At 62.9% G+C, this 25,702-nt stretch carries 22 protein-coding genes and 7 pseudogenes; 9 read left to right on the top strand and 20 right to left on the bottom strand.

Annotation, left to right across the window (positions count from 1 at the left end):
* Positions 1-147 precede the first annotated feature (147 nt).
* Entirely contained in the window at positions 148-363 is a 216-nt protein-coding gene (locus tag OKW40_RS20200; protein ID WP_429491206.1) for a hypothetical protein, read from the bottom strand.
* 164 nt (positions 364-527) lie between these two features.
* Between OKW40_RS20200 and OKW40_RS20195 the strand changes: the two are divergent.
* From OKW40_RS20195 to OKW40_RS20180, 4 genes and pseudogenes are all read left to right on the top strand, one after another.
* Positions 528-778 (top strand): annotated as a pseudogene (locus OKW40_RS20195) (IS481 family transposase); the annotation flags it as partial.
* Positions 779-1,711: 933 nt separating this feature from the next.
* Complete coding sequence (locus tag OKW40_RS20190) at positions 1,712-2,530, top strand: integrase domain-containing protein (RefSeq protein WP_429491205.1); 819 nt, start codon at positions 1,712-1,714, stop codon at positions 2,528-2,530.
* Between the two features lie 311 nt (positions 2,531-2,841).
* Positions 2,842-3,282: a hypothetical protein gene (locus tag OKW40_RS20185; RefSeq protein ID WP_429491203.1), complete on the top strand. Its 441-nt coding sequence runs from the start codon at positions 2,842-2,844 to the stop codon at positions 3,280-3,282.
* A gap of 106 nt (positions 3,283-3,388) precedes the next feature.
* Positions 3,389-4,171, top strand: a complete 783-nt coding sequence (locus OKW40_RS20180; RefSeq protein WP_429491201.1) for a hypothetical protein — start codon at positions 3,389-3,391, stop codon at positions 4,169-4,171.
* A 392-nt stretch (positions 4,172-4,563) separates the two neighbouring features.
* Here OKW40_RS20180 and OKW40_RS20175 read toward each other — a convergent pair.
* The 7 genes and pseudogenes from OKW40_RS20175 to OKW40_RS20145 form a co-directional block, all read right to left on the bottom strand.
* A pseudogene (locus OKW40_RS20175) lies at positions 4,564-4,632 on the bottom strand (hypothetical protein); the annotation flags it as partial.
* A complete protein-coding gene (locus tag OKW40_RS20170) occupies positions 4,629-4,943 on the bottom strand; it encodes a hypothetical protein (RefSeq protein WP_429491199.1) in 315 nt (104 codons plus the stop codon). The gene OKW40_RS20170 and the pseudogene OKW40_RS20175, both read right to left, overlap by 4 nt.
* A gap of 1 nt (position 4,944) precedes the next feature.
* The gene (locus tag OKW40_RS20165; protein WP_429491198.1) at positions 4,945-5,247 is read right to left on the bottom strand and encodes a cyclic-phosphate processing receiver domain-containing protein; all 303 of its coding nucleotides are present in this window, start codon (positions 5,245-5,247) and stop codon (positions 4,945-4,947) included.
* 30 nt (positions 5,248-5,277) lie between these two features.
* On the bottom strand, positions 5,278-5,490 hold the full coding sequence (locus tag OKW40_RS20160) for a hypothetical protein (RefSeq protein WP_429491196.1): 213 nt from the start codon (positions 5,488-5,490) through the stop codon (positions 5,278-5,280).
* A gap of 68 nt (positions 5,491-5,558) precedes the next feature.
* On the bottom strand, positions 5,559-5,870 hold the full coding sequence (locus OKW40_RS20155) for a hypothetical protein (protein ID WP_429491194.1): 312 nt from the start codon (positions 5,868-5,870) through the stop codon (positions 5,559-5,561).
* Between the two features lie 475 nt (positions 5,871-6,345).
* A complete protein-coding gene (locus OKW40_RS20150) occupies positions 6,346-6,669 on the bottom strand; it encodes a hypothetical protein (RefSeq protein ID WP_429491192.1) in 324 nt (107 codons plus the stop codon).
* A gap of 51 nt (positions 6,670-6,720) precedes the next feature.
* The gene (locus OKW40_RS20145; protein ID WP_429491191.1) at positions 6,721-8,232 is read right to left on the bottom strand and encodes an AAA family ATPase; all 1,512 of its coding nucleotides are present in this window, start codon (positions 8,230-8,232) and stop codon (positions 6,721-6,723) included.
* Positions 8,233-8,982: 750 nt separating this feature from the next.
* On the opposite strand from OKW40_RS20145, the gene OKW40_RS20140 reads away from it, so the two are divergent.
* Together OKW40_RS20140 and OKW40_RS20135 are read left to right on the top strand one after the other, a co-directional pair.
* Positions 8,983-9,411 carry an H-NS family nucleoid-associated regulatory protein gene (locus OKW40_RS20140; protein ID WP_429491189.1) on the top strand — a complete coding sequence of 143 codons (429 nt, stop codon included), beginning with the start codon at positions 8,983-8,985 and terminating at the stop codon, positions 9,409-9,411.
* A gap of 52 nt (positions 9,412-9,463) precedes the next feature.
* Positions 9,464-9,700 (top strand): annotated as a pseudogene (locus OKW40_RS20135) (transposase); the annotation flags it as partial.
* 135 nt (positions 9,701-9,835) lie between these two features.
* Here OKW40_RS20135 and OKW40_RS20130 read toward each other — a convergent pair.
* Positions 9,836-11,395, bottom strand: a complete 1,560-nt coding sequence (locus tag OKW40_RS20130; protein WP_429491187.1) for a methyl-accepting chemotaxis protein — start codon at positions 11,393-11,395, stop codon at positions 9,836-9,838.
* Between the two features lie 248 nt (positions 11,396-11,643).
* Between OKW40_RS20130 and OKW40_RS20125 the strand changes: the two genes are divergently transcribed.
* Positions 11,644-12,744, top strand: coding sequence for an MraY family glycosyltransferase (locus tag OKW40_RS20125; RefSeq protein ID WP_429491185.1), 1,101 nt, complete (start codon positions 11,644-11,646; stop codon positions 12,742-12,744).
* A 159-nt stretch (positions 12,745-12,903) separates the two neighbouring features.
* Here OKW40_RS20125 and OKW40_RS20120 read toward each other — a convergent pair.
* The 11 genes and pseudogenes from OKW40_RS20120 to ltrA form a co-directional block, all read right to left on the bottom strand.
* A pseudogene (locus OKW40_RS20120) lies at positions 12,904-13,740 on the bottom strand (polysaccharide biosynthesis protein); the annotation flags it as partial.
* Positions 13,731-14,147, bottom strand: a pseudogene (locus OKW40_RS20115) (UDP-N-acetylglucosamine 2-epimerase); the annotation flags it as partial. The pseudogenes OKW40_RS20115 and OKW40_RS20120, both read right to left, overlap by 10 nt.
* A gap of 87 nt (positions 14,148-14,234) precedes the next feature.
* A complete protein-coding gene (locus OKW40_RS20110) occupies positions 14,235-14,654 on the bottom strand; it encodes a GtrA family protein (protein WP_429491183.1) in 420 nt (139 codons plus the stop codon).
* A gap of 63 nt (positions 14,655-14,717) precedes the next feature.
* On the bottom strand, positions 14,718-15,458 hold the full coding sequence (locus OKW40_RS20105) for an SDR family oxidoreductase (RefSeq protein ID WP_429491181.1): 741 nt from the start codon (positions 15,456-15,458) through the stop codon (positions 14,718-14,720).
* Positions 15,455-16,771, bottom strand: coding sequence for an FAD-binding oxidoreductase (locus OKW40_RS20100; RefSeq protein ID WP_429491179.1), 1,317 nt, complete (start codon positions 16,769-16,771; stop codon positions 15,455-15,457). The genes OKW40_RS20105 and OKW40_RS20100 overlap by 4 nt, the downstream gene beginning before the upstream one ends.
* 3 nt (positions 16,772-16,774) lie before the next feature.
* Positions 16,775-18,198, bottom strand: a pseudogene (locus OKW40_RS20095) (UbiA family prenyltransferase).
* Positions 18,199-18,459: 261 nt separating this feature from the next.
* Positions 18,460-19,524: a glycosyltransferase gene (locus tag OKW40_RS20090; RefSeq protein WP_429491178.1), complete on the bottom strand. Its 1,065-nt coding sequence runs from the start codon at positions 19,522-19,524 to the stop codon at positions 18,460-18,462.
* Positions 19,521-20,909 (bottom strand): annotated as a pseudogene (locus OKW40_RS20085) (polysaccharide biosynthesis protein); the annotation flags it as partial. The pseudogene OKW40_RS20085 and the gene OKW40_RS20090, both read right to left, overlap by 4 nt.
* A gap of 11 nt (positions 20,910-20,920) precedes the next feature.
* A complete protein-coding gene (locus OKW40_RS20080; RefSeq protein WP_429492063.1) occupies positions 20,921-21,091 on the bottom strand; it encodes a hypothetical protein in 171 nt (56 codons plus the stop codon).
* Positions 21,092-21,195: 104 nt separating this feature from the next.
* Positions 21,196-21,339, bottom strand: a complete 144-nt coding sequence (locus OKW40_RS20075) for a hypothetical protein (RefSeq protein ID WP_429491176.1) — start codon at positions 21,337-21,339, stop codon at positions 21,196-21,198.
* A gap of 99 nt (positions 21,340-21,438) precedes the next feature.
* Positions 21,439-22,806 carry a group II intron reverse transcriptase/maturase gene (gene ltrA, locus OKW40_RS20070; protein WP_429491174.1) on the bottom strand — a complete coding sequence of 456 codons (1,368 nt, stop codon included), beginning with the start codon at positions 22,804-22,806 and terminating at the stop codon, positions 21,439-21,441.
* Positions 22,807-23,227: 421 nt separating this feature from the next.
* On the opposite strand from ltrA, the gene OKW40_RS20065 reads away from it, so the two are divergent.
* Both OKW40_RS20065 and OKW40_RS20060 read left to right on the top strand, forming a co-directional pair.
* Entirely contained in the window at positions 23,228-24,382 is a 1,155-nt protein-coding gene (locus OKW40_RS20065; protein WP_429491173.1) for an IS110 family transposase, read from the top strand.
* A gap of 604 nt (positions 24,383-24,986) precedes the next feature.
* Positions 24,987-25,676: a hypothetical protein gene (locus OKW40_RS20060; protein ID WP_429491171.1), complete on the top strand. Its 690-nt coding sequence runs from the start codon at positions 24,987-24,989 to the stop codon at positions 25,674-25,676.
* Positions 25,677-25,702 lie beyond the last annotated feature (26 nt).

The raw sequence follows: 25,702 nt of genomic DNA, 5'->3' as shown, positions 1-25,702 counted from the left end.
GGTGGCGATGAAACGCCAACAGTAAGCGATGGTGCAGATCGTATCCGCGCTCTAACCACGGCCGGCACGGTACGTCACGCTTCGGACCGGTTCAACACCGCCTTGGCACGAAGCTGAAGCACGGCTGAAACACGGAACGAAGCTGCGTCATTTTCCGGCGCTACTGTCGTACGTGTATTCGCCGAGCTGCGCCTGACCGAGGCCTCCCTGACTGTCCCGCAAAACGAGATCGATCCGGCACGTGCCGCCCGCCTGCCCTGCGGCACGCGCGGACGACAGAGCCCCTGGCTCGCCGGCCGCGAGCGTTACGGCGCCACGCTGGCTGATGCGCGACGTCCCCGCGCTGTCTGCAGTGATGACCACCTTCGGGTCGTACTCGATACGCAGCGCATGCGCGGCGCGCACGTAATCGACGACATAGCCCGGCCCTGGTTCGTATGCGCGTCGAACCAGACCTGCAGATCCACTGCGTTCATCATTGCGGCTCCCCTGTTGCGCGCCACGCCGATGGCGGCGCAAACACCGGAGAGCATCCCTGGACAAAACGGTCAGATCGAGAGAATGAACCGCATCATCAAGGAAGCGACCGTCAAGCGCTACCACTGCGAGACCCATAGCCGCCTTGAAACCTATTTTCACGACTTCATTGGGGCATACAGATTCGCGCGGCGCCTGGAGACTCTCAAGAGACTCCGCCAAATACAAGATCTCGACAGCAGAACCAGAAAGGTTCATCCTTGACCCGTTCGATCAAATGCCGGGACAAAATACTTGGTAATTTCCCTAATTTTACGCCTGTGATTTCCATGCGTTAATTAGCGCCAGTGTCGGCTGGACTTCGGGTCGACCGTGTTTCAAACAAGCCGCTGGCCGGCATGACGTACGTCACTCTGTGACATCTATAAAGTCGGCGTCCAGGACGCCGCAATTGCAAGAAAAGAGGTCTTCCGTTATCCGTCGGTGTCATTGTGCCGATGGAAAGGCAACCTCCAACGCGGCCTGTATTCGAAGGGCCATCAAGCAAGCAGTTCGGAACGACACCCGCAAGGGTCGTCGTCAGTGGCGTATCCGCGCCGAAAAGACTTCATGCAGTTTTCAGACCGCAGCGCGCGTCGCATTGCATTGGCGAACGCCTGATCGGCGTTTGCGCTGTCACGAACAGCGTCTGACCTGCTGCAGTCGTTCAAGCCGCCCCTTGGGCGAATCAAAGGCCCGACCGCACGAGCAACTGCTTGTCGTGCGTCCGTGCAAGCGCACGCACCCCTCCCGGGCCGCTCGACACCACGAAAGAGTCGCACCTTTTAGCCGTAGCGCCTCACCGCGCATACGGTTCCACAGCTGAACAGGGCTCTCCTGCGTCGACTCGTCACCAATTCAATCCGCGAACTCATGTCGGACAGGCGCAGCCCGCTTCGCAGCAGCGGCTCGACTTGTCACCGGACTTCTGCCCCGACCGGAAATGCGTCATGCCCGAAGGGCCGCCAGGATTGCTGCGTCCTGGCACCCTAACTCAACCTGCTTGCCTGTCCTCTTCAGGAGTCTTGCATGCGTGGCCTCACACCCGCGAGGGACATCGTGTTACACCGCACCGACCATGTGTCCGGCAAACCAGAATCTTCCGGTGCCGATTGCACGCCGCTTCGCAAACGTTCTTTTCGCCGCACCCACACTAAACGTGGATGGCACGTCGTCATTCAGGAAGGAGACCGCAATGAGCAAAACCGGTGACCTCATCCACGAAGCCTGTGTTGCGCGCGAGAACTCATCGAAGGGCGCGAAAGAGAGCGCGCAGAACTCGCTCGACATCTGGCGACCCTACGCGCGCTTCCTTAAACAAATCAACTGTCTTCCGAGAAAGGTGAAGGATATTCCTCCAGCCGCCTTCATGCTCTATGTCCACTACGAACTTAGCAAGGGAATCGTCGTTTCAACGATGAAAAATCGAACAACGGACATCCGCGTCGTCAGCGGTCGCTGTGGCAAAAACATCGACCACTTCACAAACAGGTTCCTGGGGATTCCAAATCGGTCACTCCACGGTAAAAAACAGGCAATTCCGGACGACGAGTACAAACGCGCTCTCGATTTTGCCGCCAGAACCAACAGGGGTTTCGAGTTCATTCTCCGGTTCCAGCGACTTCTCGGGCTCCGCCGACGAGAAGCAATCCAATGCGCAGAGTCGCTTCCTGAGTGGCTTGCCAGCCTCGAAAACGGAGGGAACACCGTCTACGTGACCAGAGGCACCAAGAACGGCCGCCACCGAACCGTGTCTGTGCTCGCCGCGCATCGGACGGCGACAATCCAGGTCATCAAGGCAGCGCTCGACTACAGCCATCAGTTCAACCCTCCACGCTTTCTTACGAATCGTGGCATGAAGCGCGTCCTCAATTCCGTTTCAGCAAGGTACAGGCGTGCTGGTCTGAAGGGGAAATTTTCCTCCCATGCATGCAGGTACGCGTTTGCAGAGGATACCGCTACGGTTAACCTCGACAGCGGCATTTCACCCCGAAGCAACTCTCGTCGCCGTTAGCGCGGTGCTCGGCCACGGCCCCACCCGAATTCATTTCACCAAAAATACCTACCTGAGGTCGCTCGCCCATCGCTTCGTCAACATTCCTCGCCGTCGCGACGTGAAGGAAGCATTTCCCCGGGTTCGGCGACGCCGCATAACGACCTCCATCGAAATCGAGCCCCCCGTCACGCGCCGCAACGAAGACAAGCCAAATCGCCGCGCTCCCCAAAGACGGAAGGCGAGAAACACACGCGGAATGCAGAAGTCCTGGCCAGGTCGTCCTGGCAACGGATCGTAGACCCCAAACCATATTACCTGGAGACCAGATAGTGAACGATTCTCTTCTAGTTGATCAAGCCACACGTCTGCTGGCAGGGGTGGAAGGCGGCAGCGCCATTGCTCCGGTCGTACTTCCACGACTGCCTGTCTTCTTTACCCATCTGGATTCGGCGGGGGTTATTTCCCAACGTCTGGAATCCATCCCTGCCTGCACCTTCAGCGGTTTCGTGGAATATCTGGAGGCCTCGACTCTTCCGGACGACGAAATACATCTGACGTTGGCAAGCGTGCGCATGGTCCTGTGTCTCGCAGGAGCGAAGGATACCGACCTTCAAATCCTGACAGCGCCGAGAGTACGGAAGCGCCAAAAGAATCAGGGGGGAAAATACCAATTCGCAACGGAAAAGCGCTCGCTCGTGGTAGTTGCGGATTCTCCCCTCCCTCCGACGCAAACCACCCTGGAAAACAAACCTGATGGATCAAATGGATAGCAACGTCTCCTGCGCGGCAGCTTCCGCCGGCAGTCGATGAAAGCTGGAAATGCACAGTCGAACAGAGTCTTCCATCAAAAACCCGATGAACGAAAGGAGCAACCGAATGAGCCACAATCCGATTCTTCTCATCAACAGTGGTAACGACGCGGCCGAGATCAATATGGGCGAGGTCATCACCACTCATTCAGACGGCCTGTTATTCCGTCTGGAGCCTCGCGCCCGCCACTCGACCCCGCCCCGCGATGTCGTCGTGCGCTTTCCGCCTGAGAAAGTGAGTGAGTGTTACTGCATGCAAATGGCCGGGCGTGGAACGACCATCCTTCATGTGCCGTCAGCCTACCGCGCGCAGTTGCTCAGGTTTCTGGACGAGCACCCACAGACTCTCCTCGATTTCAAGGCTCTCATCCTCACCGCTACCCCCGAGGACGAAAGCCAACACGCGGCGGTCGACACAATCCAGGCGCTTGAACGGCTTGGCATGAGTCGCACCCAGCCGAGAATTGCATTTCTTCAGTGCGACGAAGGGGAGTCAGTCGAAAGTACATTCAAGTCAGTCTGCGAAAGCCTGCCGTCCGGCTCCTATCCGAATGTCACCGTCGAGGCACGGCTGCGTGCGACACCCATCTTTGAGAAGGCAAAAAGAGCCCAGATCTCGGTCTCAAACATCCTTTCCGGCAAGGACGATTACCTGAGCGCGATTGACAGGGCGCGTCGGGAGCATGCGGATGCTGAGGTGCTGTGTCAACTGGCCCAAAAGCTTCTTGCACAGCGTGCTCTGCACGGACTTTTACCCGAAATCAACCGGCTTGTTGGCGCGTTGCGCATTCCTGGCAGCGAGTTGCCCAACGAACGCGGGTATCCCCACGAGACTTTGGCCCAGGAATAATGCCGGCGCAGGGAACAGCATTGTGGGCGCCCCGGCGCGTGACCGTTCAGGATTGCACCCGCAGTTACGTCTTGCGGGTCAATCATATAAGGCATAAACATAGCGGTCACGCGCTGAAGGCTTGATGGTGGACGACGACGCGTACGCGACGCAACGAGGAAGCGTTCGCGCTGCAGGGCGAGGGGGGTGTCGATCCAGCCGTGATCGTCGAACAGCAGCATGTTGGGCTGGGCGAGCGCGCCGCGCCGCGGGCAGGCCGGGATGTTGCTCACGAGCCGGCACCGGGCCAGGTCGATCACCGGACCGAATCCGTCGACGGACCAGGTGCGCCCATCGCATGCATCGATGCATTGCAGGAAATGCATCGAGCCGTGGCACTCCATAATCCGGTCGCTGTCGTAGCCCGCCTTCTGGAACGCGCCATCGACGTTGCTCGTAAAGACGAAGTAGCCATATTTCATCCGCCGCGCCCAGCACAGCAGGATCCGGTATCCGTCGTGTGGCGCCGTCTGGCGAAAGCGCTGCAGCAGATGGCCTGAAAGCCCCAGGCGAGGCACGGGGCCTTGCGCATCGCCACCTCAGTGGAGATGCGCGCGAAATCCATGTTCAGGTGTTTCAGCGCCGGATAGTCCTTCCAGAGGCCCCGCCGCCCGCGAAAGGCGGGCAGCCCCGAGTCGACGCCCATGCCCGCACCCGCCGTGATCAGCAGCGCATCGGCATCCGCGAGCCACGCAACGGCCTGGTCAAATTTTTCTTCCGGGGTCAGCGCCATGTCATGCACCCCTCGTCTTCATCAGGTTCGCGATCGCCGCGATGCCTGCGTGCATCCGCGCCGCTGCCGCGGGATTGGCTGAGTGGACCAGCATGTGCGGCGGCTTGAATCCGCGCAGGGCGACGGCCTCTTCAATCCAGCGGATCACGTCGTAGCCGGTGCCGAGGCGGTCGTCACCGAGGTCGTGATCGAGGCTGACCGTGTCGACCTCGCCCGTTTTGAGCAGGGCAATGACCTCGTCGGGCCAGCGCGCCTGGATCCAGCCCGCGGGCGCCTCTCGCTCATCGTCAAGAAAGATCTTCATCGTTGAGGTCACCATGAAAGCGGGAGAGGTTCAGGACTGGTTTTTCTGATCGGCAGCGGGGATGCCGCCGTGCTCCTGTGGCGGCCAGCATCCCGTCGCGCTGGCTCCGAATACGGTCAACTGGATGCTGCCCGCACCAGACGGGCCGGTGTTGGCCGCGAGACCGAGCGACAACTCACGCACGGGCTCGACCAAAAAACGGAGGGCCAGCGTGTCGTCGATGCCGGTGTACCGGATCTGCATAAGAGTCTCCTTCCCGGCAAGCGGGCGTGTAATCCAATGTGTGGTGGCGGCAGGCGGTGCGTGACCGGTCAGCGCACCGGGCCGTCATGGATGCCCGTGCGTCGCGGCAGAAAGAGCCGCAGCGGCGCCCTGATGGCCATACGCAGTTGCGGTCTGCGTCGCGACCGGCGGCGCCGCAGGACCAGGCGGATGGCACGGCGCGCCTCGCCTGTCCGGTTGGGTCGGCCCCGGCTGATGCGGAACAGCCAGCCCGTCATACTCATGGGCGCTATTTCTGTGACGAGTGCGGTGGCGGTGGGGTGCCGCGGGTAGCGCGGCTGCCGGGTCGGGTGCGGCGTGACGCGATACCAGAAGCGGCGACGATGCGAGCGGATCACCATGATTGGGCCTCCCTACCGGCCTGTGCCGTGCGTGCGGCACGTACGGCGCGTGCGTCGAGCAGCACGCCGCAACCAGCGCCACGTAATGGTGAGCGGCAGGCAGTAGAGGCCCAGGCAGATCCGGGCCTGATCGACGGTGACCTGCCAGGGCGAACGGGAGTAGTCATGATCGGGTTGTTCCAGAAGGACGGCGCGACGAAGGCGCACCGGTAACCGGGCAGCCTGATACGGGGCGGCCCACCTGTTGCTGCACGCTTCGGTGCAGACACAACCAGGTTCTCACACGGCGGAAGGAATGCAAGTCGACATCGGGGCGGAGTCTGGTGCCGACGAAGGGCGGTACAGGCGGCGACAGAAAGGGGGCAGCCACGGCGCGCGCAAGGGACCGTGGCGAGCAATGGCCGCGGCTGCCGGCGCGTGTCAACGCATGAAGTACGCCGGCAGTATGGCGCCCAACGCGACGCTGGGCCCGGTACTACGACGAAAATGCGACGCCGGGTTTCGGGCGGCTGGCGTTGTCCGGTACGCCGGTCACCGGGGGGGCGCGCGCCAGAACATTACCGCCGCGCCCAGCGTGCGCAGGTCCTCGCGCAGCGTGGCGAGAAAGAGCTGCCGCATGGCCGGGCGGCGCGCCGCCGGGCGCGACAAGCAGTAGCGCGCCGATCAGCAGCAGGCTGGCGACCAGCCCCGCGCCGCCGATCACCAGCGCGGCGAGCGCACCATCCCAGTGGCGCACGAACACGCAGTAGCAGAGCAGGCCGGTCAAGCCGGTGAGAACGGCGAGTAAGGACAGACGCATGACGGGACCCCGGAATGACAGAGGGAGGATGGGAGAGAATGCAACCCGTTTTCAGGCAGGCGATTCAGCAGCGCCGATGCCGAGTGTCCGGGCGGCGGCCTGCATGTCCTCAAGGCGCAAAAAGGGCCCGTTGTGCACGTCGTCTTCGATTTCCTCCCCATTGAGAAACCGCATATTGCTCAGGTTGATGGCTTCCTCAATGAGCGCCTCGGCATCGGCAATGGGCCGCCCGGCCAACAACTGGGCAGCCAGATCTTCGGCGCCCCGCTCCAGCACAATATTCCACCTCGCCTGCCGGTCATCCAGCGTGGACTCGACCCACGCCAGCAGGTCGGCTGCACCAGGCACGTCGAAGCGGATCCGCATCGCAAAGCGCCCGCCGCGCAGCACGGCCGGATCGAGCAGGTCCGGATGATTGGTGGCCGCGATGTAGATGACATCCGGTGTACGCCCGCCAGTGCCATCCATTGTGGCGAGCATGCGGTTGGTAAGGGCCGAGACGTTCGAGTGACGCCGGTCGGTCAGGATCGAATCCGCTTCGTCGATGAACACGATGGCCGGGCGCTGGTCTTTTGCTTTGCGCACGAGGTTCTCCCATTCATCGGGGCGGGCAATCAGGTCGGTGCCGGTGGTGGCGAGGAACAGCCAGCCCGACGCCTTCGCCAGTGACATCGCAGCCATCGTTTTGCCAGTGCCGGGGGGGCCATAAAACAGGATCCCGCGCGGCAGGGTGCCGCCGAGCCGGGTGAAGTCCCAGACGTTGCGAAGCCGGTCACCGAGATGGGTCAATATCCCCAGGGAGGCATCGGGCATGACAATGTCTTTAAGCGGGACCACATGCCTGGGCAACGCACTGCGCTGGCCCTGGATGAGGCGCATGGCCCGCATGGCGATCTCGAAGGTGACGGGGCCGTCGAATTCGCTGTCACGCTGCATCTCGCGCAGTTGCGGGCCGAGGGCGGCCAGCCGGGCGGCGCTGAAGCCGTCCCAGCGGCGCGCAAGTTCGTCGACGGCAGCCTCGTCGATGGCTTCCCGTCCGAGGCATCGGACGATATGCCGCCCGATCAGGTGGCGGCGCGCGGGCAAGTCGGGTGCCGGCACCTCGATGTGGAAGTCGAAGCGCCCGGAGCGGATCGCGCCGCGGTCGAGCCGCTCGATGTAGTTGGTGGCGGCGACGAGCACGACCTTCGCGCTGCGCAGATCCACGATTTCCTTGAGCAGCGTGTTGACGACGTCGCGGTCCATCGAGTGGCCCGTCGTGCCATCACGGGGCTTGAGAAATGAATCGATCTCGTCGACGAACAGCACGCAGGGCGCATGGCGTCGCGCGGTACGGAAGAGGCCGCGCAGTTTCTCGGGTGTCTCGTTGATCCACTTCGAGGCCATGTCGCCGAAGGCGACGGACAGGAACGGGATGCCGAGTTCACCGGCCAGCGCCTCGGCGAACATCGTCTTGCCGTTTCCGGGTTCGCCAAAGAGCAGGATGCCGTTGCGCGGCTCGCACTCCAGGCCAGCCAGAATGTCCTGCCCGGCGCGCAGCAGGCGGCGTTTGGTGTCGGCCATGCCGGTGAGGTGTTTGAACGAGCCACGGAGACGACGGACAAGGTCGCTGCAGTCGTGTGGAATGGCCTCCGTGCTGGCGGGTGCCGGGGTAGCCGGGCGCCCGGTGGGCGTGGGAGCGCGTGATGCGGGCACCGGCGGGGTAGAGGATGAAGCGGCAGGCGTTGCCGATACAACGGTTTCAGACGGCGCCACAGCGGCGGATGCCGCAACCGGTGCCGCTACCGGTACGACTGCCGGGGCGGCTGAAACTGCAGGAGCGGCTTGATCGGATGCCGATGCCCTGGCCATGGAACGCGAGCGGCCGATCTTTTGATGCAGCGGAATCCACGCGCGCGTGCCTTCGACGTAGAAAGTGGATTTGCGACGAAACGGCTTCTGGATGGCGGAGTATCGCATGGTGACCTCGTGAGGGTGGTGGGGCGGACGGTTCCCGTCCGTTTTGTCGCCGCAGTTGGCGGCGGCAACAGAACCACGATCTCACAGGATCCGGCCGATGCAAGTCGATGCCGGGAACGCTTTAGGAGGCAAGAAATCTGCACATATAGTGCCGGCCGAATCGGACAGCCAAACCTGCACGTCGTTGCGAACAGGAATCAACGGGCGAGGTGTTTTGAGTGCGTCAGCCGCAGCCAGTGGCCTTGCAGTCGTCGCGGGATCGTCAGATCGGCAGGTACGATGGCGGCCGGAACCGACGATGACGTCGCTCGCGAGGTGTGGCATCGAGCGCCGGCGAGGCAATGACATCCATCCGTGGCTTCGGGCAAGAAGGCAGTCGTGAAAGCGACGCGTGCGGGCGTTCGCCACGTTGCACTCAAATGCGCTGATCCCAAAACGGGGGCGACGTGGACGGGCCGTGGATGGGCGCCTGCCTGGATTCGCGAAGTGAAGGACCGTTCAAAATTCGCTATTGAAGCGGGCGCACAGTCGAAGGATGTGGCGAAAAAAGCAGCCCCAACGAAAAAGGCATCGGCGAAGCGCGCTACGGCTCAGAAGCGAGTGAAGCGCGCGGCCGCCGTGAAAAAGGAACCGGCGCAGCGCGCGGTTTCGTCGGCAAACGGTGTGCGTGCGCGCAAAACCGCAGCGCCCGCGAAAAAAGCTTCGGCACCCCGCAAGGTGGCGGCTCAAAAGGCTCCGGCCGCGGTCGAGGCTGTGGCTACGCCGGAAGTTGTCGCGGCATAAAGAGCGACCCAGTGGTGGCCGGTGGAACCCGTATTCCGGCTAAAATGATGTGTTTCCCGATCCGTCGATGACGGTGATTTACACCACGAATGCCATAGAATCGATCAACATGAGCCTGCGCAAGGTGATCAAGACCCGCAGCTCGTTTCCGACCGATGAGGCCGTCACCAAGCTGTTTTACCTAGCCCTGAACAATATCAGCAAGAAGTGGATGATGCCGATTCGCGACTGGAAGGCGGCCCTGAACCGCTTCGCCATCCAGTTCGAAGAGCGGCTGGTGCCGGGTTAAACCTCAACCCGTTTACACAAAATTCCGGCCCCCCCCCCCGCCGCTCGGGTCCCCGCAAAGCGCTCACGCCGACCACCGTTATCTTTTGCGTCCCTGGCGTGAGTGGGCCGCCATGGGATATCCCCTCGGTCCCGCCTACGCCGCCTTCGCGTCGAGCCGAAACACCGCCACCGCGTCACGGAGCGCCACCGCGTGCTCTTCCAGCGATTTCGCCGCGGCCGCGGCCTGCTCGACGAGCGCCGCGTTGTGTTGCGTGACCTCGTCGATCTGCGACACGGCCTTGTTGACCTGCTCGATACCGTCGCTCTGCTCGAGCGCCGACGCCTCGATCTCCCTCATCACACCGGTCACGCGTTCGACCGCTTTCATCGCTTCCTGAATCGTCTTCTGCGCATCCGACACCAGCGACGCGCCCTCTTCGACCTTCGCCGCCGACTCGCCGATCAACTCCTTGATCTCCTTGGCCGCCGCCCCCGAGCGCTGCGCGAGGCTGCGCACCTCCGAGGCCACCACCGCGAAGCCGCGTCCCTGCTCGCCGGCGCGCGCCGCTTCGACGGCCGCGTTCAGCGCGAGGATATTGGTCTGGAACGCGATCCCCTCGATCATGCCGATGATCTCCGTGACCTTGCGCGACGACTCGCTGATGCCATCCATCGTTTCGGTGACGCGCGACACCACCGTGCCGCCGCGCGTCACCGTGTCGAGCGCGCCGTGCGCGAGGCGGTTCGCCTGCTTCGCGTTGTCGGCGTTCTGCTTCACGGTGGCCGATAGCTGCTCCATGCTCGCCGCGGTCTCCTGCAACGCGGCCGCCTGCTGCTCGGTACGCGCCGACAGATCGGCGTTGCCCGACGCGATCTCGTTGGCGCCCTGCGTGATCGCGCTCGTGCTGCCGCGCACCTTGCCGACCGTTTCGACGAGGCCGTCGCGCATCCGCGTCAGCGCGCCGAGCAGCTGGCCCATCTCGTTGCGCGATTTCACCTTGATCGCGACGCTCAGGTCGCCGGCCGCGATGCGCTCGAAGTGCTTGACCGTCGCGTTGACCGGCTTGATCAGCGCCGACGACAACGCGACCCGAGCGCCCACCGCGATCACGAGCGCGATCACCGCGATCGCGCCGAACAGCACTGTCGCGAGCTGGAAGCGTCGCGCGCCGGTCGCGGCGTGCTGATGCTGATTGTCCATCTGCGCTTTTTCGAGCGCGTCGATCGCTTTCGAGTAAGACGCGTACAGGCTGTTGGCGGTATCGCCCTGGATGTTGCGGAAGGTGTTGAAGTCGAAGTCGGTCAGTGCCTTGAATTCCGGTTCGATCGCCTTGTCGACGAGCGCCGCGCGCGCGTCGCCGACGCTCTGCGCGAGCTTGCGCTCTGCGTCGCTCGCGAACGGGCCGGCCATGTAGTTGCGGAAGTCGTTGTTCGATTCGAGCAGCACCTTGTGCGCGGCCGGCAGCAGATCGTCGGTCTGCTTGCCGACGCTGAACAACGTCTGATAGGTGCCCAATGCGAGCTGCACCTGCAGAAGCTTCTCGGAACTCGCCTTCAGATGCGACAGCGCGGCCGCACTGCGCTGCGTGTCGTCGAGGCTGTCGTTGGCGAGCTTCAGCGCGCCGTAGCCGACAGCGATCACCGTCAGAAGAAAGGCGACGAATACGCTGATCACGAGCGTCAGTCCGCCACGAATTGTGATGTTATTAAGCATTGGGTCTCCGGAACGCCTTTGTTGCGCGCGACTTACACTTCGTCGCATCCAGGTTTACGGTTGCGGCGCGCGTGCGCCGCATAGGGGGAATCCATGAGGAGCGAGCGCTCACGGGCCTGTGCGGGCCGCTTCGGTCTCGCTATATGGGATTTTTTGCTGGCCTGGATGAAAGCTTCGCGCCCGTGCCGCGCGCCGGCCGCCGCACGTTTCGTTTGTATAATTCCGCGTCTTCGCTCAGGCCCACTTTCATGCTTAGTTTTGCGCTCGGCTTTCTCGTCTCTCTGCTGATCACGCTGTTGATCGTGCGCTATGCGCATCTGCATGAAAAGTTCTCGACCGACACCGATCTGGCCGGCGTCCAGAAATTCCACGTGCGTCCGGTGCCGCGCATCGGTGGGACCGGGATTCTGGTCGGGCTGATCGTCTCCGCGGTGCAATTGCATCGCGCGTATCCGGCCGTATCGGGCAGCATTCTCGGGTTGATCGCGTGCGGCATGCCGGCGTTCGGCTCGGGGCTCGTCGAGGATCTGACCAAGCGCGTGTCGCCGCTCGCACGCCTGATCTGCACGATGGCGGCCGCCGCGCTCGCCTGGTTCTTTCTCGACATCGCGGTCACGCGCATCAGCGTGCCGCCGCTCGACTTTCTGCTGTCATATGCGGCGATCTCGTTCGTGGTCACGGTGCTCGCGGTCGCGGCGCTCGCCAACGCGATCAATATCATCGACGGCTTCAATGGCCTCGCGTCGATGGTCGCGTTCATGATGTTCGCGTCGCTCGCGTATGTGGCGTTCCAGGTGCACGACCCGGTCGTGCTGTCCGCGTCGTTCATGATGATGGGCGCGGTGCTCGGCTTCTTCATCTGGAACTTCCCGGCCGGGCTGATTTTTCTCGGCGACGGCGGTGCTTACTTCATCGGCTTCATGCTCGCCGAGCTGTCGATCCTGCTCGTGATGCGCAATCACGACGTATCCGCGTGGTATCCGGTGCTGCTCTTCATGTACCCGATCTTCGAGACCTGCTTCTCGATCTACCGCAAGAAGTTCATCCGCGGCATGTCGCCGGGCATCCCGGATGGCGTGCATCTGCATATGCTGGTCTACAAGCGGCTGATGCGCTGGGCGGTCGGCGCGCGCACCGCGCGCGAGCTGACGCGCCGCAACTCGCTGACGTCGCCGTATCTGTGGCTGCTGTGCCTGATTGCGGTCGTGCCGGCGACGCTGTTCTGGCGGCACACGCTGCATCTGTTCTGCTTCGTCGTGGTGTTCGCGGCGACTTATGTGTGGCTTTACGTGAGCATCGTGCGGTTCAAGTCGCCGCGGTGGATGGTGGTGAGGAAGGGGAAGCGGTAAGCAGAAACGACAAAGGCGCCCGAGGGCGCCTTTTTGGTCGAAATAGCTTAGCCGCCTCGAAAGTGATCCGACGGCCAATTTCAACGGGTCAAATGACCTGCCTTCGCGGGTACTGATTCAATGCTTCGACTACTCCGATGACTCGCGGCAGCGGAACGCCTACGACACCCGCGTCGCCGGCGCCACACTACGCAGCGTCGTCGCCGTCGCCGGCAGATACTCCGGCACCCAGCGCCGCAGATCGCGCCGCACTTCATCGTCGGCCGGCACGCGATGCTGCATCAGCCACGGCAGCAGATTGTCGATCAGGCTGTCCGGCACCTCGCGCGCCTGTGCGATGCGCAGCTTCGGATGCGGCGTGCGCGTGGTGGTTTCGTCGTCCGCGAGCAGTTCTTCGTAAAGCTTCTCGCCCGGACGCAAACCCGTGAACACGACGCGAATCTGCTCTTCGGTGAAACCGTACAGGCGGATCAGATCGTGCGCGAGATCGGCGATGCGCACCGGCTGGCCCATGTCGAGAATGAAGATCTCGCCGCCGCGCCCCATGCTCGACGCCTGCAACACGAGCTGCGACGCCTCGGGGATCGTCATGAAGAAACGTGTGATCTCAGGATGCGTGACGGTCACCGGTCCGCCGCGGGCGATCTGTTCCTGGAACTTCGGAATCACGCTGCCCGCGCTGCCGAGCACGTTGCCGAAGCGCACCGTCTCGAACTGCGTGCGCCGCGCGCCCTGCTGCTGCAGCGCCGAGCATGCCATCTCCGCGAGCCGCTTGCTCGCGCCCATCACGTTGGTCGGGTTGACCGCCTTGTCGGTCGAGATCAGCACGAAATGCGCGACGTCGTGGCGGATCGCCGCGCGCGCGACGCGGTACGTGCCAAGCACGTTGTTGCGCACCGCCTGCCACGTGTTGACCTGATCCAAAACAGGAACTGGCGCCAATGCTGTCCTTCCTTCTTTGTTCCCTGTATGCACGCAACTTGGCGCGTGACGAGCACGTGCTGCTGCAGCGCGCCATGCCATGCTGGCAGCGGACTCGTCGGCGGCGTGACGCTCCAGCTCACGCGCACTTCTCTGATCGCATCGACGACCGTGTCGCCGATCACGACGATCTTCTCCGCCGCGACGCCTTCAGCAAGCAGGCTGTCGCGCGCACGCGAGGTCGGTGCGAAATGCAGCGTCGCGATGCGGCCGAGCAGGCTGCGGTTCGCTTCCTCGGGACACGGACTCGTGAGATCGCCGGTGCGCAGCCCCGCCTCGACGTGGCCGACGCGGATGCCGCGCTGGAACGCCGCGAAGCCCGCGCAAAACGCGATCGTCGTGTCGCCCTGCACGATGACCCAGTCGGGACGTGTTTCGTCGAGCGCGCGATCGAGCGCGGCGATCAGACGCGACGCGAGCGCCTAAATCGCTGCACGTTCATTGACTAACATTTTCTGATTGCGCAAGTCCGGCAGTGGTGCAGCTTGTCGAACTCAACGCTTTGCACATCAGGCAAAAACGAACCTCTTGTCGAGTCGGTATTTGATGAGATAACCAATCACCAGCCCAATTACGCCACCCGAAAAACGAACAGGCTCGGAGTGGTAAATCGCATCCGCGCCGAATTCGAAACCCCAGAAAATCGCGGTGGTCGCGAGCCCCATCACGGTGTAGAGGATAAAGCTCTTGATGCCATGCGAGAGGTCGCGATGGCGATAGCGAAAGATCCAGATCTTGTCGAGCGCGAACTTCACGACCAGCCCGACCCCGGTCCCGACCACGACGGATACCGGCACGCTGAACGCGTCGGCATAGACCAGCAGCGAAATCTTCTGAGAACCGATATTCGCGAGAATCGAAAGTCCCGCGAATAGCGAGTAAAAAACGACGAGGCGCGGCGCGCTCAGCGGGGCTGCAGGCGAGTTCACGAGAAAGGCCACCGTGTCAGAAAAGAAAAATCGACGCTCCGCCGCGGCGCGGCATCCGGCGCATTACAGGGAAAGCCGCTTGAACACGCGCCCGGGAATGGAACGGATGATCAGCATGATACCCGACCAGAACCACGGCGTATAAACGACGTCCCTGCCCTTCTCCACCGCACGCACGATATCGCCGGCAACCTGGCCCGGCGTCGCGACGAGCGGCCCCGGCAGCGGCAAGCCCGCCGTCATCGGTGTCGCGACGAAACCCGGCTTGATCGTCACGACCTGCGCGCCAACCTTGAACAGCCGCGCCCGCAAGCCCTCGCAAAAAGCCGACAATGCCGCCTTTGCACTGCCGTACAGGTAGTTCGACTGACGGCCGCGATCGCCGGCAACCGACGAAATCACTGCAATCGTGCCGCGGCGCTGCCCTTCGATCACGTTCGCCACGCGCGTCAGCAGCGCGATCACCGACACCGCGTTGGTGTTGAATTCGCGCACCGCAACCTCGACGTTGTGCTGGCAAACCTGCTGGTCGGGCAGCGTGCCGGGTGCGATCAGGACGATATCGAGCGCGCCGAGTTCATCGGCGCAGCGCTGCATCATCGCCGCGTGCTCGCCGATCTGATCGATGTCCATCTGCTGGCACAGCACGGTCTGCGCGCCACGCGCGGTCAGGTCGTCCGCGACCTGCCGCAAACGGTCGGCATTGCGCGCGACGAGAAAAAACCGCGCGCCCTGTTCGGCCCACCGACGCGCACAGGCCATGGCGATCGCCGAAGTGGCGCCTACGATGACGATATTTTTCATACTCGAGTCGTTCGTTCCCAAAAGCGCGACAGCAAAGCCGGGTCACGCAGTGCTTCGACCTGCTGCCACTGCGGATAGGCAGCGCGAAAATCCTCTCCCGACATATGCGCGTCCTTCGCCGGATACAGGCGGCCGCCGCTTTCGCGCACGATCGCATCGAGCAGCTCGAACAGCTTGCGATTCGAAGCTTCGCGCTGCGGAAAATCGAGGGCAAGCGACGTCCCTTCCAGCGGAAAGGACAGCAAGCCCGGCGAGCGGATAGCGCCGCAGCGCTTCAGCACCGCGAGTATCGAGCCGGTGCCGCTGCGAGCGATCGCCTCGAGAATCGCGCGGATCGCATCGCGCGCCACCGGCGCCGGCATCACGCATTGATACTGCTGGAAACCCGCTCGACCGTAAATGCGATTCCATTCAAGCAGGCTGTCGAGCGGGTAAAAGTAGGCATCGTAGCCGACGCTCGAGCGCACCGCGTCCGCACGTTGGCGTCGGTCGTACAGCTCGTTGAAGGCGCGCAGCGTCAGCCGGTTGAACACCGGAATCGGCAACGTGAACGGCACCGTGCGCGTCTTGCGGCGCTCGATGTCGAGCCCCCCGCCGTTCGCGTGATCGGCCACCATGAAAATGCCTCGTCCCAGCGCGGCGTCGCGGCTCTGACAGTCGACCCAGGCCACGCTGTATTCGTGCTGCGCGTCGAGCCGCTCGGACAGTGCGAAGAATTCGTCGAGATTGGCAAAGCGGATGCTGGTCACGTCGAGCGTGCTCGATTTGATTGGCATCAGCTGAATCTCCGCCCAGGTGATCAGCCCGGTCATGCCGAGACCACCAATGGTCGCGACAAAGAACTCGGCGTGCATGTCAGCGGCGCATTCCAACTGCGTGCCATCGCTGCGCAGCAGACCAAAGCGCCGCACATGCCGGCCAAACGTGCCACGGACATGATGGTTCTTGCCGTGTACGTCGTTGGCGATCGCGCCGCCGAGGGTCGCGTACCTGGTGCCGGGCGTGACCGGCAACATCCAGCCGCGCGGGACCGCCACGTCGAGGATCTGCCCGAGCGTCATGCCGGGCTCGGCGCGCAGGATCCCGTTCTGCCAATCGGCCGAAATCAGCCGGTCCATCGGCAGCGTCTGGATCATGTGCCCCGACGCCGCAAGACAACTGTCGCCATAGCTGCGTCCGTTGCCGAATGCGAGCGTCGTGCGCTCCTCGTCGTTCACCTGACGCCAGACCGCGGCGGCTGAATCGCGCCATGCGATCGGATGCGCATCTTGTGGCGCGTACGGATAGCGCCCCCATGAGTGGACTTTCGGCATCGGCTAGATCGCTATCCAGAAAGCGATGCCGCACAGCGCGAAGACCAGCCAGCTGTTGCGATCCTTCGCCGCGAACACGATCGGATCGTCAGTCATCTGCCCGCGATGCGCGATGACCCACGTGCGGCTCACCCAGTACAGCAGCAGCGGACAGGCCAGCCAGATGAACTGCGGATGCCGGTACAGGCTCGTGGTATGCCGTCCTGAATGTAGAGCGCGAGGACCAGCACTGACAGATAGCCCGAGGCGGCGCCAAGCGACGAGATCAGCGGCAGATCGTCGGCGACATAGCCCCGGCCGCGCGTTCTCATCAGGCCGCGCTCGCGCAGCACATGAAGTTCCGCGTAGCGCTTGACCAGCGCCAGGCTCAGAAAGATGAACATCGAAAACGCGAGCAGCCAGAACGTCAGACGCGCATCGATCGCGGCGCTGCCGGCGACGATTCGCGTCGTATAGAGCGATGCCAGTACGATCACGTCGACCATCACGCGCCGCTTCAGGTGTAACGAATAAGCAAGCGTAAGGATGTAGTAGCCGAGCAATACCAGGCCGAACTCGCGCGGCAGGCAGAACCACGCGATCGCGCCGCCCACCAGCAGCAGAACGGGAAAAAGCGCCACGCCCCACACGAGCGGCAGGGCGCCGGACGCCAGCGGTCGCCGTCGTTTGGTCGGATGGTGCCGGTCGTCTTCGAGATCGAGCAGGTCGTTGAGCAGATAGACACTCGACGCGCACAGGCCGAACGCGAAAAACGCGAGGATCGCGGCGATGACCGCGGGCAGGTGCGACACTTGATGCGCCGCCAGCAACGGCACGAAGATCAGCAGATTCTTCAGCCACTGGTGCAGGCGCAGCGATTTCGCCCACGCCCGTGGCCAGCCGGAGCGTTCGTCGATCACTCGCTCGACGTTGCCGTGTTTGCGGGCCGCGCGCTCCACGCCGGTCGACGGATTGACGACATAGGCACGCTCGGCGGCGGCCCAAACCGCGACATCGTCGTGAGAATTTCCCGCGTAGTCGAAGCCTTTCTCGCCGAACTCGGCGACCAGTCTGTCGCGCTTGCAATTCGCGGACAGATTGATGGCGCCATCCGTCGCGAAGGTCTTGTCGAATAATCCCAGATGATCGGCGATGGCATTCGCGTAGCGCTGATGGCAGGCGGTAGCCAGCACGAGGGAGCGTCCGGCGGCGCGCTCCTCCTTGAGCCACTCGATGACCGCGGCATCGTAGGGCAGCACGGTGACATCGATATTGGTCGCTTCGGCCAGACGGGCCTTCAGGCCCGGTTTGCCCTCGCGCGCGAACCACAGAAGAGGCTCGAAAAAGCGATGCGGGGCAGCCTTGGCGAATGCGAAGCCGCATTCAATCAGGACATCCGATCGAATCAACGTACCGTCGAGGTCGACGACCAGTGGTCTGCTGCTCATTTGGTTGGCCGCTGTTGCCAGAAAATTGGACGAGAAGCCATGGGATATCGTAGAAATGAGACTTCGCGAGGTTGTGACTGGACGCAACAACCGGCGCCCTCCTGTCCAAATTGGTGCAAGTACTACAACATCCAATGCGCGCGGCGGCTCCTCACCCGTCTTTTAACAGAGGAAAGCAAAAAAATAGCGACTCAGGAAGACTGTACTTGCTCGTACAGCGATTTATATGCGTTTCCCAACGCTGGCCCGGAAAATAGCCGCTCATATCGCTGCCGCGCGGCCGCCCCCATGCCGCGCGGCAGTGCTTTCCAGCGCCAGCCGGTTGATCGCGGCGATCAGCGGTTCCGGCGCCTCGGGCGGCACGACGAACCCCGTCACCCCATCCTCGTTCACGAACGACGCCCCGGACCCCACCTCACAGCACACCATCGGCTTGCTGAACATCGCTGCTTCGACCGGCACCATCCCGAACGCTTCGGAGCGCAAATGCGACGGCAGCACCATCGCGCGACAGCCCCTTGAGCAGCGCGACCTTTTCCTCATGCGTGACCTGCCCGGCAAACACGACGTTACTCGCGCCATGCTCCCGCGCCAATGCGGCCAGCCGCTCGCGCTCCGCCCCGAGCCGGCAATGACGATTTTCGCCTGCACGTGCCGGCCGGCCTCGACGAGCGTATGCAGTCCCTTGTAGTAGCGCAACACGCCGAGCGCTAGAAAATACGGCTCGCCTGGCGCGAGACCGGGCCAGCTCTCGAGCTTTCGCTGCGCGTCAACGGGCTGCGGCTCGCCGCGATAGTCGATGATGCCGAGCGAAATCGTCTTCAAACGCTCCTTCAACAAGCGCGCTGCGGGCGTTTCGCTGGTTTGCGCATAGGCCGGCGACGTCGCGACCACCGCCGGACATGCTGCGCGCAGCGTGCGCCGCATCAAGGGTCCATAGACGGCCTCGAGCAGCTTCTGCCGCACGATGTCGGATTGATACGTCATCACCGTCGGTTTTTTCGTGCGTCCGAGCAGATGCAATACGTCGGCGAACGGCCACGGAAAGTGGAAGTGCACGACGTCGGCCCAGTCGGCCATCTCGCGATACCTGATCACCGAGCACGTGCCGCCCAGATCGCACGATGCCGGCGCCGCCCACGATTTCTCGCGGATCACCTGCCCTTCGGGACGTTCGACGACGGTCAGCGTCGGGCTAGGCGACAAGGTCAGGATGCGCGGATCGACACCGCGCTCGCGCGTCGACAGCGCAATCTGGCGGATCGCTTCCTGCAGCCCGCCAGGCGGGTCCGGGAAGTACGTGCGGTACACATGAACGACCCTCACGTGCGCACCTCCGCGCCGTGTGGCTGCGCACTGCCGTCGCCCGCCAGCGGGTAGTGGAACGTGATCGCCAGCATCTTATCGAGCCGCGCTTCCCATGTGTTCTCGCCGACCGCCGCGCGCACTTCCTCCGCGCTCAGCTTGCCGCGTGCAAGGTGGTTCTCGATCGCCGCGATGAACGCGTCGGCGTCGCCGCCCACTTCAAGCCCCGCGCGCGGTTCCTTCGCGAAATCGAGCGGTGTCGATACGACCGGCAGACCGGCCGCGAGATATTCGTAGAACTTCATCGGAAACATCGAGTGCGCGTATTCGTTGATCAGCGTCGGCAACACACCGACCCGCATGCCGCGCAAATACTGCGGCAGCACGCGATACGGCCGGTAGCCGAGCAGATGCACGTTCAGCAAACGCTTGCGCTGCGCGAGCAGGTCGCTGCGCTGCCCTTCGCGCTCCTCGCCGATGATCACCCATTGCCACTGCGGCCGCGCGCCCTGGTGCTGCAGCGCAGAGCACGCCATCTCCGCGAGCCGCTTGCTCGCGCCCATCACATTGGTCGGGTTGACGGCCTTGTCAGTCGAAATCAGCACGAAATGCGCGACGTCGTGGCGAATCGCCGTGCGTGCGACGCGATGCGTGCCGAGCACGTTGTTGCGCACCGCCTGCCACGTGTTGACCTCTTCCATCAACGGCACATGCTTGTAGGCAGCCGCGTGAAACACGATGTGCGGACAGTAGCGCGCCATCACCTGATCGAGCAGCAACGAGTCCTTCACGTCGCCGACGATCGGCACCACCGACACCTCCGGATACTTGTCGCGCAGCTCTTCGTTCAGACGATAGATCGAGAACTCGGAGACGTCGAACGCGACCAGTTGCACCGGCCCGAAGCGCAGGATCTGCCGGCACAGCTCCGAGCCGATCGAGCCGCCCGCGCCGGTCACCATCACGACGCGGCTTTTCAGCAGCGCGGCGACGTGCTCGGTGTCGATCGTCACCGGGTCGCGGCCGAGCAGGTCTTCGAGATCGATCTGCCGCACGCGCGACATGAACGCCTGGCCCTGCGTGAGCGGCGTGAGCGCGGGCAGCACCATCGCGCGCACGCCGGCGCGCACGCATAGCGTGGCGACGCGTCGCTGGGTGTCGACGGAGGCCGACGGAATCGCGATGATCGCGTGCTCGACACGCAGCGTCTCGGCCCAGTGGGCCAGGTCGCTGATGGGACCGAGCACCTTATGGGCGTAGATTTCGCGGCCATGCTTGGCGGGATCGTCGTCCAGCAGGCCGGCGAGACGCCATTCGCCCGAGCGGGACAGCTCGCGGGCCAGCGTGGCGCCCGCGTTGCCCGCGCCGAGAACGATCACGGGCTTGCCCTGGCCGACGAGGCCGCCTACAGAAGTGCCTAATCCGCTGGGCTGGGCGCATCCACCGCGCACGAGTTCACCATCGCGCGCCGCAAATCGCTGACGTCGACGTATCTGTCGCTGCTATGCATGATCGCGGCCGTGCGGGCGGCGGCCCACTTGGACGCATTGCCGATGTTCAGCGAGCGCTTCTGGGCGTGTATCTGCATGCCGCAGGGTCACGTCGGCGATCTTGCGAACAGGCAGGCGTCCTGTCCCCGAACGTGCAAACTGCTGCTGGCGCACCCCCAGGGGCCGATAAAGTTCGCTACACTCAAGCGCCAAGTAGCAGCTCAACCACCTTCCGCCGTTGCCCAATCCAAGCGGCGCCGCGCAGGCCGCGCTTCATCGCGTTCTGCGCCGACACGGCCTTGCCGGCGTCAGTCGCCGACCCTTCGATGTTCGTTTGGTTATCCATGTCCTAGGGGATCGGGATAGGGGCAGGCCTCGCGGCCCGGCCCCTCCCACACCACCGTGCGTACGGGTCCGTACACGGCGGTTCGGATCGGTTAATCGACTATGGCCTTAGTGATGGAAGCCCCAGCGAGCGAAGGTAACGGTTTGACAGGGCGATGCCCAGCGCGGGACTGCAACTCAGCCGCCACGCATCGTGTGGCGAACCGACCGTCTGGGCAGCAGGGTTTCGGCTGACGCCGCGTACTGTCAGCTCCCGGAATCTTGTGCGGCCCCGTTTCCACTGCTTCCAGAAGAAGCAGCGGATGCGGCGGCGTATCCATTCATCCAGGCGTTGCAGAACGCTGGGCGTTTCGCAGAAACCGAAGTAGCCCCGCCACCCTGCCAGATAACGTTTCAGCGCGCCGATCATCTGGTCGACGCTGACCCCGCGCGTGCGTTGAGTCAATTCCCGGATGCGCTCCTTGAGGCGGGACAGCGCCTTGGGCGCAATACGCCGTTTGACCTTGTCCCGATCCGAGAAGGTGAACCCCAGAAACTTCCGCGTGTGTGGCCGTGCGACCGCGCTCTTGGTCTCGTTGACCGTCAGCTTCAGCCTGCCGGCGAGGAAGGCCTTCAGCCCCGCCATCACACGCTGGCCCGCGCGTTCGCTGCGTACGTAGACGTTACAGTCGTCAGCGTACCTCGCGAAACGCAGCCCGCGTCGCTCAAGCTCCCGGTCAAGATCGTCGAGCATCAGATTGGATAATAGCGGGGACAGGGGACCACCCTGGGGTGTGCCCTCGTCCGTCGCACCAACCAGCCCGTGCTCCATCACACCCGCCGTCAGGAAGGAGCGGACCAGCTTCAGCATTCGCTTGTCGCTGACTCGCTTTGCCACCCGACTCATCAGGATGTCGTGGCTCACGCGATCGAAGAATTTCTCCAGATCCAGATCTACAACCCATCGGTACCCCGACTGGATGTAGCTTTGCGCCTGCGCCACGGCCTGATGTGCCGAGCGGCCCGGACGGAAGCCGTAGCTGGACTCCGAGAACGTCGGGTCCCACTGCCTTTGCAACACCTGCAAGACCGCCTGCTGGACGAATCGATCAAGCGCAGAGGGGATGCCGAGCTTGCGCACGCCACCACCATCCGGCTTGGGTATCTCGACCCGTCTCACAGGTTGAGGCTTGTATGTGCCGTTCAGCAGCGTGGCCCGTATCGACGGCCAATGCTCCCGCAGGTACGCCGGTAATGCCTGAACGGTCATCCCGTCCACGCCCGGTGCGCCCTTGTTCGCTTTCACACGCTTCAACGCCTGCTTCAGGTTCCCCCTTTCGCAGACTTCTTCCATCAGTCGGTCATATGCCGACGGGCTTTCAGACTCGGGGTTCGCCGCCATAGGTTCAGCCCCTCCACCAGCAGCCATCGGGGCTTCACCCCTGCTTCCGCTGTCGAGGACGCGATGCGTTTTCTGCTGCTCTCCCATGTCGAGTTCTCCGGCTTACTCGCCGCTCCTTTCCGTTCGGGCCTTCAGGCGTCGCCGCCCTAATATGCCCTCTGCTGACTCCTGCACGGTGGTCAACGGCCCTTGCGAGCCGCTCAGTCCTGATTCCAGGACGCCATGCAGGCCTCCCGAGGTAAGCGCAACCGCCTTCACCACACACCTGCCAGATCTACCACCCCAGCCCTTGATGGCTATGGACTTCGCAATCAATTGCTTGCTCGTCCGGCTAGGTAGGCCTCGCATCTGGTTTCTGTTCGTCAGGTCATGGCTTTGCTACACGCTTCCTTCAGACCCCGCCTCACGACGACGCCCTTGCGTTTCGCTAGATCCTATGCACGAAGGAGCCACTAAACACGCCGATCATAAAATCAGCCCGTGTGGATCTTACTCAAAGGAGAGAATCATGCGCACAGATCATGCAGACACGACCCATCCCGAAGCGCTTGTGCTGGCAGTCTCGCTGGAACTGGCTGCGACAAAGTGGAAGGTCACGCTGCACGACGGCCGCCGCGACAACCCGGCAGTGCACACAGTGGCGGAGCCACAAGCCGCATCCCGCCTGCAGGCTGTGCTGGCCCTGATTGCCCAACACAGGGAGAAGTGGGCACTGCCGGCGGATGTGCGGGTCGTCGTCAGCTACGAAGCCGGCCAGGACGCATTCTGGATCTATCGCGCGCTGCAGGCTCGCGGGATCGAATGTCATGTCGTCGATCCCGCGAGCATTCCCGTTGAGCGTCACAAGCGCCGCGCGAAGACCGACCGGCTCGATGCCATCAAACTGGTCATCAACCTGCGTGCGTGGCTGCGCGGCGAACGCGACCGCATGCGGGTAATCCGCGTGCCGTCACTGCAGGACGAAGCCTCCCGCCATCTGATGCGTGATCGCGGACAACTACAAAAGGAAGTGCTGCAGCATCGCGACCGTATGCGCAAGCTGCTAGCCACGTTCGGTTGCTGGGATGAGGTCGGCAGCAGGAAGTTCGCCGACCGCCTCATCCGCGGCGAGGTACGGTGTCACGATGGCGCGCCGCTGCCACCCGAGTTCCACGAACGGCTCGTACGCGAGTGTGAACGGCTCGCACTGGCTGAGGAGCAACTGGCGGCACTCGAGAAGACGCGCCAGACCAGTCTGCCCGAGCCTGCGCGCACCCGGATCAGTCATCTCACGCGCCTGAACGGCATCGGGCAGGTTGGGGCCTCAAGACTGGCGCTGGAACTGTTCTGGCGGGAGTTCAGCAACCGCCGTCAGGTCGGCGCGTGCGTGGGCCTCGTCCCGCAACCCTACGACAGCGGCGAGAGCCAGGTGGACCAGGGCATCAGCAGACAGGGCAACCGGCGGGTCCGGGCCCTGCTTGTCGAGATGGCCTGGTCCTGGATTCGCTACCAGCCCACGAGCGCGCTGACGCAGTGGTTCAACCACCGCACCGAGGGCACAGGCCCGAACCGCCGGGCCCGACGGATTACGATCGTCGCGGTGGCACGGCGCCTGGCGATTGCGCTGTGGCGCTATCTGAAGGATGGCGTGATTCCCGCCGGAGCACAGCTGAAATCCGCCTAACCCCTCAGACTCCCGGGAGGTTTGTTCAACGATGTGAGATGAAGCAAATATGGTTTGAAGCGAGCATGCCCGTGTGAAGGACTGGTTGCGCAGCCAGCAACCGATTTTCTAGATGGGGCATGCTCCCGGCGATCTTACCGGCGTAACGCGCATACAGGATGAGGCTGGTTTCATGCCAGCGGATAGAAGTTGGTGAGACGTCAGGTCTCACGGGCGCAAGGATCGACTTCAACCATCGGTGGGTTCAGCGCAACGGCGCCCACTCGCGGTACGAACTGTGAGGAGAGTTCGCTTATCGATGATCAGTCAGTCTGTAAAACGGCTTGACAAGGGACTACTCATAGAAGTCCTTCACCACCATCAGGTTGGACAGGGGACTCACACCCCCAAGCTGTTGCGCATGCTCGGCGCACCATAAAAAAAGCCGCCCATGGGCGGCTAGATGTGTTTGTTACGGACGCAAAAAACCGGCTCGCGGCCGGTTAATGATTTGGTCTTCAGGGCGCTCTGAAAGCGACCTTCGCATGTGCCGGGTCTGAGACAATTCCAATCTGTTACGATACCTTTCCAGACTGGCGCTTGGTAACTTTCAGAAAGGAAACGTATGTCCGAGAATCCACTGATTGCACTGTCTCACCGGTATTACAGGGAAGGCGAAGGGACGACAAAGCCCGATCACTATTTCAAGCTCTACCACGAAATGCTTTGCGGGTTGCGAGACAAGCCAATCAACTTCCTTGAACTGGGTGTGTCTTCGGGTGCATCCATGTTGGTCTGGCACGACTACTTCTCGAAGGCACGCATTGTAGGCCTAGAGTTCGAGGCGCAGCCGCCAGCAATCAGCGAGATATTGAAAGGTGATCGCGCACACTTTGTACGCGGCGACCAGAGCAGTCCGGCGACGCTTCAGGACGCTGCGGACCTGACGCATGGCGAAGGCTTCGACGTGATCATCGACGACGCCTCGCACATCGCCGACTGGTCACGCCGTTCGTTCGACTTTCTCTTCAACAAGGCGCTGAAACCGGGTGGGTTGTACTTCATTGAAGATTTTGGCACTGGCTATATAGACGGCTTCCCAGGCGGCCATGCATTCTCGCGCGACCCCGGCATCGAGTCGGAGGCCGGCTTTCAGTCCATCTTCCCGAGCCATCAGTACGGCATGGTTGGTTGGATCAAGCAACTCTTCGATGAGTTGCACGCCGCTGCGATCATTCCAGGAGAACCCGTCAGATACGCGATGGAATACTTCAAGATTCTGCCGCACATCATGGTGATCAAGAAACCCGGTTGACATCCCCTGAGCCGGATCGAAGGGAA

Origin of the sequence: Paraburkholderia sp. RAU6.4a, assembly GCF_050435625.1 — a bacterium.
GTDB classification, from domain to species: Bacteria; Pseudomonadota; Gammaproteobacteria; order Burkholderiales; family Burkholderiaceae; genus Paraburkholderia; species Paraburkholderia tuberum.
The sequence above is the reverse complement of the archived record's forward strand: the minus strand, read 5'-3'. Positions and strand labels throughout refer to the sequence as shown.

What these genes read in the sequence shown, in the direction of transcription:
- OKW40_RS20190 (WP_429491205.1), top strand. Translation starts at nt 1,712, where the DNA reads ATGAGCAAAACCGGTGACCTCATCCACGAAGCCTGTGTTGCGCGCGAG.
- OKW40_RS20180 (WP_429491201.1), top strand. Translation starts at nt 3,389, where the DNA reads ATGAGCCACAATCCGATTCTTCTCATCAACAGTGGTAACGACGCGGCC.
- OKW40_RS20170 (WP_429491199.1), bottom strand. Translation starts at nt 4,943, where the DNA reads ATGGCGCTGACCCCGGAAGAAAAATTTGACCAGGCCGTTGCGTGGCTC.
- OKW40_RS20165 (WP_429491198.1), bottom strand. Translation starts at nt 5,247, where the DNA reads ATGAAGATCTTTCTTGACGATGAGCGAGAGGCGCCCGCGGGCTGGATC.
- OKW40_RS20160 (WP_429491196.1), bottom strand. Translation starts at nt 5,490, where the DNA reads ATGCAGATCCGGTACACCGGCATCGACGACACGCTGGCCCTCCGTTTT.
- OKW40_RS20155 (WP_429491194.1), bottom strand. Translation starts at nt 5,870, where the DNA reads ATGGTGATCCGCTCGCATCGTCGCCGCTTCTGGTATCGCGTCACGCCG.
- OKW40_RS20150 (WP_429491192.1), bottom strand. Translation starts at nt 6,669, where the DNA reads ATGCGTCTGTCCTTACTCGCCGTTCTCACCGGCTTGACCGGCCTGCTC.
- OKW40_RS20145 (WP_429491191.1), bottom strand. Translation starts at nt 8,232, where the DNA reads ATGGCCGACACCAAACGCCGCCTGCTGCGCGCCGGGCAGGACATTCTG.
- OKW40_RS20130 (WP_429491187.1), bottom strand. Translation starts at nt 11,395, where the DNA reads ATGCTTAATAACATCACAATTCGTGGCGGACTGACGCTCGTGATCAGC.
- OKW40_RS20125 (WP_429491185.1), top strand. Translation starts at nt 11,644, where the DNA reads ATGCTTAGTTTTGCGCTCGGCTTTCTCGTCTCTCTGCTGATCACGCTG.
- OKW40_RS20105 (WP_429491181.1), bottom strand. Translation starts at nt 15,458, where the DNA reads ATGAAAAATATCGTCATCGTAGGCGCCACTTCGGCGATCGCCATGGCC.
- OKW40_RS20100 (WP_429491179.1), bottom strand. Translation starts at nt 16,771, where the DNA reads ATGCCGAAAGTCCACTCATGGGGGCGCTATCCGTACGCGCCACAAGAT.
- OKW40_RS20080 (WP_429492063.1), bottom strand. Translation starts at nt 21,091, where the DNA reads ATGCAGATACACGCCCAGAAGCGCTCGCTGAACATCGGCAATGCGTCC.
- OKW40_RS20075 (WP_429491176.1), bottom strand. Translation starts at nt 21,339, where the DNA reads ATGGATAACCAAACGAACATCGAAGGGTCGGCGACTGACGCCGGCAAG.
- ltrA (WP_429491174.1), bottom strand. Translation starts at nt 22,806, where the DNA reads ATGGGAGAGCAGCAGAAAACGCATCGCGTCCTCGACAGCGGAAGCAGG.
- OKW40_RS20065 (WP_429491173.1), top strand. Translation starts at nt 23,228, where the DNA reads ATGCGCACAGATCATGCAGACACGACCCATCCCGAAGCGCTTGTGCTG.
- OKW40_RS20060 (WP_429491171.1), top strand. Translation starts at nt 24,987, where the DNA reads ATGTCCGAGAATCCACTGATTGCACTGTCTCACCGGTATTACAGGGAA.